Source organism: Anaerosporobacter sp. (assembly GCF_031551385.1).
In the GTDB taxonomy this organism is placed as follows: domain Bacteria; phylum Bacillota; class Clostridia; order Lachnospirales; family Lachnospiraceae; genus Anaerosporobacter.
The window spans coordinates 34,888-42,235 of the sequence record NZ_JAVBNS010000036.1 but is presented as its reverse complement, the minus strand read 5'-3'; the positions used below and the strand labels follow the sequence as shown (position 1 = coordinate 42,235).

Annotated in this window: 7 protein-coding genes; all 7 read right to left on the bottom strand. The window is 36.9% G+C overall.

All coding sequences use genetic code 11. From position 1 onward, the window contains the following. A partial coding sequence (locus RMR19_RS04725; protein ID WP_310602347.1) for a GTP-binding protein occupies positions 1-1,403 on the bottom strand: 1,403 nt, incomplete at its 3' end. A gap of 137 nt (positions 1,404-1,540) precedes the next feature. Next, the gene (locus RMR19_RS04720; protein ID WP_310602346.1) at positions 1,541-2,419 is read right to left on the bottom strand and encodes a 4Fe-4S binding protein; all 879 of its coding nucleotides are present in this window, start codon (positions 2,417-2,419) and stop codon (positions 1,541-1,543) included. Continuing rightward, entirely contained in the window at positions 2,416-2,553 is a 138-nt protein-coding gene (locus tag RMR19_RS04715) for a CD1871A family CXXC motif-containing protein (protein ID WP_310602345.1), read from the bottom strand. Before RMR19_RS04715 ends, RMR19_RS04720 begins: the two co-directional genes overlap by 4 nt. 8 nt (positions 2,554-2,561) lie before the next feature. Continuing rightward, the gene (locus RMR19_RS04710; protein ID WP_310602344.1) at positions 2,562-3,203 is read right to left on the bottom strand and encodes a TlpA family protein disulfide reductase; all 642 of its coding nucleotides are present in this window, start codon (positions 3,201-3,203) and stop codon (positions 2,562-2,564) included. 132 nt (positions 3,204-3,335) lie between these two features. After that, positions 3,336-3,674, bottom strand: coding sequence for a helix-turn-helix domain-containing protein (locus RMR19_RS04705; RefSeq protein WP_310602343.1), 339 nt, complete (start codon positions 3,672-3,674; stop codon positions 3,336-3,338). A gap of 370 nt (positions 3,675-4,044) precedes the next feature. Further along, the gene (locus tag RMR19_RS04700; RefSeq protein ID WP_310602342.1) at positions 4,045-5,580 is read right to left on the bottom strand and encodes a nitrite/sulfite reductase; all 1,536 of its coding nucleotides are present in this window, start codon (positions 5,578-5,580) and stop codon (positions 4,045-4,047) included. 268 nt (positions 5,581-5,848) lie between these two features. Continuing rightward, positions 5,849-7,318, bottom strand: a complete 1,470-nt coding sequence (locus RMR19_RS04695; protein ID WP_310602341.1) for a protein adenylyltransferase SelO — start codon at positions 7,316-7,318, stop codon at positions 5,849-5,851. Positions 7,319-7,348: the final 30 nt, after the last annotated feature.

The window sequence follows — 7,348 nt, the reverse complement described above, 5'->3', positions numbered from 1 at the left end:
AATACACCTCTATGTTCTCTTTCTGCTAGATGTGTTAGAATAAGTCTCTGCCAGTTTCCATCTAAATCATCTTCACTACACAAGGTAGAAAACTGTACTCCCGATCCCGGCTCTCCTGGTTCTAATAAAAGATGCACCTCTGCATAATGTCGTAGTGGCTCAAAATGTCCAACGCCCTCTACAACATTTGTTATCGATTCTTTATACACAATATTTCCTGTTCCAAATTCTACTTGTACATCGAAACGCTCTGCAATTAAACTACGTAAAATCTCGACTTGTATTTCCCCCATAAGTTGTGCTTGTATCTCTTGCAGATTCTCATCCCAAACAATATGCAGTTCTGGTTCTTCCTCTTCTAGTTGTCGTAATTTAGGCAACATAAGACTGGCATCACAACCTTCTGGTAGCTGGATCTGATAGGTTAGGACTGGTGACAAAATCGGTTTTCTCGATTCTGCCTCGATTCCTAGACCTTCCCCTGGATATGTTTTCGTAAGACCTGTAACAGCACAGATTGTCCCAGCCTCTGCTTCATTCACTGTATCATATTTCACTCCAGAATAGATTCGTACTTGGTTTACCTTCTCTTCCCAATCTCTCTGGTTCGTAAGCGAGGCTTTCACTTTAAGACTTCCGCCTGTGACTTTTAAGTATGTTAACCTGTTTCCTTGCTCATCTCTAGCAATCTTGTAAATCTTAGCAGCAAATTCGGCTGGATATACTGGATTCACTGCCAAATGTTCTATTCCATTCATCAACTCTTCTACACCTTCTAGTTTAAGAGCTGCACCAAAGAAACAAGGGAATATCACTCTTCGTCTAATTCTTTCCCTTATCTCCTCTAACTCAATGCTTCCGTCCTCCATGTATCGTTCTAATAATATTTCATCACACATTGCCACATTCTCATAGAACTCTTCCGACTGCATATCAGCAAAATCAATGCAACCATCATCAAATACATGCTTTAACTCTTTCATTATGTTGTCTTTATTCGTTCCATTCTGATCCATCTTATTCACAAATAGAAACACAGGAATATTATATTTCGTTAACAGATTCCATAACGTTCTTGTATGTCCTTGCACGCCATCTGCACCACTAATCACTAAGATTGCGTAATCAAGTACCTGTAGCGTTCTTTCCATCTCCGCAGAAAAATCTATATGACCAGGTGTATCAAGTAATGTAACCGTAGTATCTCTCCAATTAAATACCGCTTGCTTGGAAAATATGGTAATTCCTCTTGCCCTCTCTAGTGTAAATGTATCCAAAAAGGCATCGCCTTTATCCACTCTTCCTAGCTTTCGTATGCTTCCACTTATATATAACATGCTCTCTGACAGCGTTGTCTTCCCAGCATCTACATGTGCTAAAATTCCAATTGTTAATCTCTTCATCTATTTTTCTCTCTTTTTGTATTCTTGTGTAACTAATCCTTATTCCTTCTAATCATAACGATTCAGGACTGCGTCCCTCTGAATAGTCACTTCTATTCTATCATACTCTTAATTAGAAACCAACAATTGTTATATTCCTACACTTGCGTATTATCTGCTTTTGATGCAGGGCTTTTATTTATGCCCATATGAATTGCTTGATGTGGGCATATGGATTTGCACACGCCACATCGAATACATTCCGCACTATATGGTTTCTCTGGCACTTGCACTTCCATTGGACATGCTTTTGTGCAAGCACCACATTTCGTACAAGCTGTCTCACTTACAGTTAATTGATAAAATGCAAAACGATTGAAAAATCCATAGATTGCTCCAAGTGGGCAGATATATTTACAAAATGGACGATATACATAGATGGATAATATAATTACGATAACAAGTAAGACACTTTTCCATGCAAATAATAGACCAATTGCCCCACGAATCTTAGGATTTAGAATAGAAAGTAACCAACCTCCTTCTAATGTTCCTGCAGGACAAATCCATTTGCAAAACCAAGGCTCTCCCTGTCCAATAATATCTACGACAAACATAGGCAGGATAATAACAAACAGTGCTAATATTACATATTTCATATATTTTAGTACGGAATGCCCCGGTAAACTTTTACTCTTTCTAAAAAACGGTATCTTATATAATAAATCTTGAATAAATCCAAAAGGGCATAACCAGCCACAGACAAATCTTCCGAGTAATGAACCAATCATTAAGAAAAATCCTACCATGTAGAAACTGATACGATGTTCCGGGCTTGCTATTACTGCCTGTAATGAACCAAGCGGACACGACCCTAACGCACCAGGGCAGGAATAGCAATTCAACCCTGGCACACAAAATCGCTTAGACTCCCCCTTATATATTGTTCCATTCATAAAACCAGCAACATATCCATTGGATAATGCCGTCGCTATCATTTGTACAATTCTTCTCTTTCCTTCCCTTATCTTCTTCATCCGATTCCTACACACTCCAGACATATTCTTATTGCCTTATTTAGCACAACCATTACTTCTCCATTGTAAAATCCAACTATGAAAAACAGCACTCCCAAAGAGAGTAATGCCACCCCTATTTTATTCTTCTTCATGTCTTCTCCTACTGTAGATTCTCTAATGCCGCATCTATTAATGATATCCATGTTGCCTTATCATTTGCTCCTACTATACTATCTAATATATTACCATTTCTATCAAGAAATAATGTTTCTGGTACTGCCATTACATCTTTAAGATAGCAATCATACAAATCTTGTGTTGGTAGGATATGCAAATAGTTCGCACCTGTCTTTTCTACGATTTCTTTTGCCTTTGTAATGCCACTTTCATCAGATACATCAGAAACAAGACCAATAATCTGTACACCGCGTTCCGTATATTCCTCTGCGATTTCCCCTAACTCTGGCATCTCCCTAATACAAGGACCACAAAATGTTCCCCATATATTTAAAACAGTAAGATCCGCATCCGCAAGAATGTCTTGCGTCACTTCATTTCCTTCTAAATCATAACTTACAAAGGATGAAAATTCCCCTTTTGCAGCCACTTCTTCATTCACTGTATTTTCTTTGCTTATATCTTTATTATCTACGTCATCTTTATTCAAATTTTCTGTCTCTTGCTCTAGAGTAATCTTGTCATTTGTACCATTCACACTCTCCCTCTTCTCACAAGCACCTAGAGATATCATCACAAATACTCCAAGTAACATTATATTTTGTTTTCTAAAAAATCTTTTCATTGCGTCCTCCTTACTGTAATAGCTTCTTAGCATCTACTCTTTATTTTACTACATTATATATAAATCATTCCAAAACCCTCTTTTATTATACAAAAAAGTAAGGCATCGTGACGGTGACAACATCACAATACCTTACTTTTTTGTATCTTTTTTGTTTTTTCTATGTTCGGCTACTTGATTCAAGAGTCCCAAGCTTAATTCCTTTCCATAACCATCCATTTCTTTCACGACATCTAATATCTGCTTCTCTATACTATCTTTCGTTTCGTAAGTATTTTCCCTACCAACCAATTCATCAATTGTCATTTTATATAAATCAGCCGCACCTTTTAGAAATCCTATATCTGGCGCTGACAAATCTCTCTCTATATTGCTTATTATTTGTTGTGATAAATTCAACTCGGCAGCCAATTGTTTCTGCGTATACCCATGCTTTTTTCTTTGCCTTGCTAATCTTTTTCCTATGTTCATTGCCGTTTCACCTTCCCTTTTGCAATTATACAATAGAATTTATTGTAAAAGAAGTTGACTAACAGCATTGTTGTATTATATAATAATATACAAGTATATTGTTATTTTAATCTAATAGCCGATTTAAAATATAATTCCTTGTTTTCAATATAAATTTTAACCTTCAGCCCTATACTTTCTGCTATTAGATTAATTTTCATCTCCCACATACGATATACTTGTTCTATAGTTTTTTTCTTAGCTATGAGACAAAATGAAACGTACGGGGTCTCTTGCTATGAGCAAAAAGAGTTATCACAGAATACAAACGAATCCTCTTAACAAGTGGATAACAGCTTTTGTCATTCGTGATAACTCTTTTTTTCAAAATCTATATATATTTTGCCGCTAGTTCTCCTAATTTTTCTGGATGCTCTTTGCGGTATTCTTCATAGGTTAATCCTAAACTCGTTACTTCTTTTCCGATATCCACTAAGAATTCTGGAATGTCCTCTTCAATCATAACACCCAGTTCCTTGCCGAATGCTTCCTCACCTAACGTTTCACAACCATCTTCATATACTGCAAATGCAAACTTAGGACCATCTTCTGTCGGTTTCTTACCACCTCGAAAACCAAGTCTTCCGACCTGATGCGTTGCACAAGAAGATGGGCAACCAGAGATATAGATAGCTGGAAGCACCTTATCTTCAAAGTTTTCTTGCCTAACTCGTTCAATACAGGCATCTAGTAATTCCCCTGATTTACCAATTCCTACTTGACATATTGTCGCACCAACACAGGCAGTTGATCTTTCAAAAAGAGTATTTGCTCCATCTTTCGTAGTCTCCAACACTCTTTGCGCTTCTGTTGCCGTCAAATTTATTATATATAGTCCTTGATTCGGCGCTATACGCAATTTTACGTCTTTCATGTTGCTAATAACTCCACTGATTTTTTCAAAGAACTCTGGTTTTGGGTCACCACCGATTGGATGGTAGGATACCGTATATAAACCAGCCTGCTTTTGTTTTATAACTCTTGGATTCGAGATTTCTCCATCACCAGTTTTACTAATTGTTTTTGGTTTTACCGTAATATCTAATTTCTCATTTTCTAAATTGTAAGCTAGTTTTTCTTGATATGTGTTTATAAATCCTTCTACACCTAGGGTATCTTGTAAGAATCTAGTTCGTGAAGCTGCTCGATTCGTATAATTTCCATACTCTGCAAACACATCTACCATTGTCTTTACATAATACAATACCTTTGATGGCTCTACGTCTTTCGCAACACATACGCCCATCTTAGGTTTAATTCCAAGACCTCCTGCTGCATAGACATCAAATGTTTGATTTGGTTTCGCAACAAACCCCAAATCACGAAATGTCGCATGCGTGTCATTCCTATCTGTATTCGTAAAACATACTTTCAACTTTCTTGGAAGTTTTACTTTATGAATAAATCCAAGAAGATAATCTGCTGCTTCTTCTGCACAGGGAAGTGCATTGATATATTCCCCTTCCTCTACTCCTGAAAGAGGTGAACACATAACATTTCTTGGGAAGTCACCGCCTCCGCCTCTTGTTATAATTCCATAATCAAACGCTTCCTCTGCTAATTTACAAATTGTCTCTTCCTTTAAGTTGTGTAACTGTATTGCTTGACAAGTTGTAAAATGTACAAGGTCTATATTATATTTTTTAATACTATCTACTACAAATTCTAAATTTTCTTTGCTAACCTCACCACCAGCTAAACGCAAACGAAGCATACTACTCTCGCCACCTCTTTGCGCATAGCTACCAAAACCGCCTGATACGCCTTTATATTCTGCTGCATTTATCTCTTTTTGATAAAATTTTCTTGTTATCTCGTGAAATTGTTTTAAATCTGCACGAAATTCTTCCACATGATTTTTTGCCACTTAAGTGCCCTCCTTTTCAACATCATACAATATAATCAATCACAAAAACCTATAGAATGTCCAATGACATAGGTTTCGAATTCACTTTCATCATGTTTCGATTGTCATATCTAACTCTCGAATTGTAATTAATACATTTCATAATAACGCACATTACGTTGGATTTCAAGTTTTAATGTTGCTAGGAGAATGATGAATATATTGCTACGAAAATGATAGAATTGCTAATCGCCTCAAGTGACAATTGAGAAAATAATTTATTATTGTCCTACGTTCCACAATACGTTTTATATCCACAATCACTAAAATCCGATGGCATTTCATAAAACACTTCTCTATTACTATAGTCGAAAGGATTACGAAGTAGTGAAACTAAAGACTCTACCGCACTATAATCTTGATTTTCTACTGCTTGCTTAAGTGCATCTTCTACGCTTTCATTCCGAGGTATCACCGTTGGATTTTTACTCTCCATTAACGCTTTCGATTCTTCCAACGACTCTTGTTGATTCTCACGACGCTTTTGCCACAATTGATACCATTGCTCAAATGCCTCAGAATCTGCAAATTGTGAACTTGATTTCACTCCTAATGTTAAATCTCTGAATGTATTCGTATAATCTGCATGGCATTCAAACATAATTCTTAGCAACTCCTCTATTAATGCATTATCACCATCAACCAAATGAAACAATCCTAGTTTTTCTCTCATCCCTTCTAACCAGAATGCATGATATATCTCAGGAAATTTATCAATCTCTTCCTGTACTATTTTGATTGCTTCTTCCCCCGTATCCGCTAATAATGGTAATAGTGACTCTGCAAATCTTGCCAAGTCCCATGATGCCATTTTCGGTTGATTCTGATAGGAATATCTTCCACTCATATCAATTGAGCTAAATACCGTATCAGGATCATAACGATTCATAAATGCACAAGGTCCATAGTCAATTGTTTCTCCGCTTATCGCCATATTATCAGTATTCATTACGCCATGAATAAATCCCACTAACTGCCACTGCGCAATTAATTTAGCCTGCCTTTTCACCACTTCTTGAAGCAGAGATACATATGGTTGTTCCTGTTCTTGATTTTCTTTAAAATGCCGATTCCATGTATAATCAGCCAAAGCCTTCAGTTCTTCCTTGTTTCTGAACTGGTTTGCATACTCAAAAGTTCCAACTCTAATATGACTCTTTGCGATTCTTACCAATATAGCTCCTGGTAATACCGCTTCTCTAACTACCCCTTCTCCTGTCATCAGAACTGCCAAGCTTCGTGTAGTAGGAATTCCAAGTGCATTCATCGCCTCACTAATAATATATTCTCGTAACATTGGCCCTAGTGCCGCTTTTCCATCTCCACCTCTTGAATACGGTGTTCTTCCTGAGCCTTTTAGTTGAATATCAAATCGCTCTCCCTTACCTGTAACATATTCCCCTAGAAGAACAGCTCGTCCATCTCCTAACATCGTAAAATGTCCAAATTGATGCCCTGCATATGCCTGTGCAATCGGTGTTGTCCCCTCTACTATCCGATTCCCTGCAAGAATCTCTATTCCTTGTTTCTGTTTTAAAAAATCCAAATTCTCTCCTAACTCTTCTCCTAATAAGTTATTCCAGATAACTAATTTCGGTGATGGGACTTTACTTGGATATTGCTTCGTATAAAATGCTTCTGGCAGTGTTGCATACGTATTTTCTAATTTTATTGCTGAAAGATTCAAATATTGCTCCATTATGATACCCCGTTCTTAATATTTTATAAA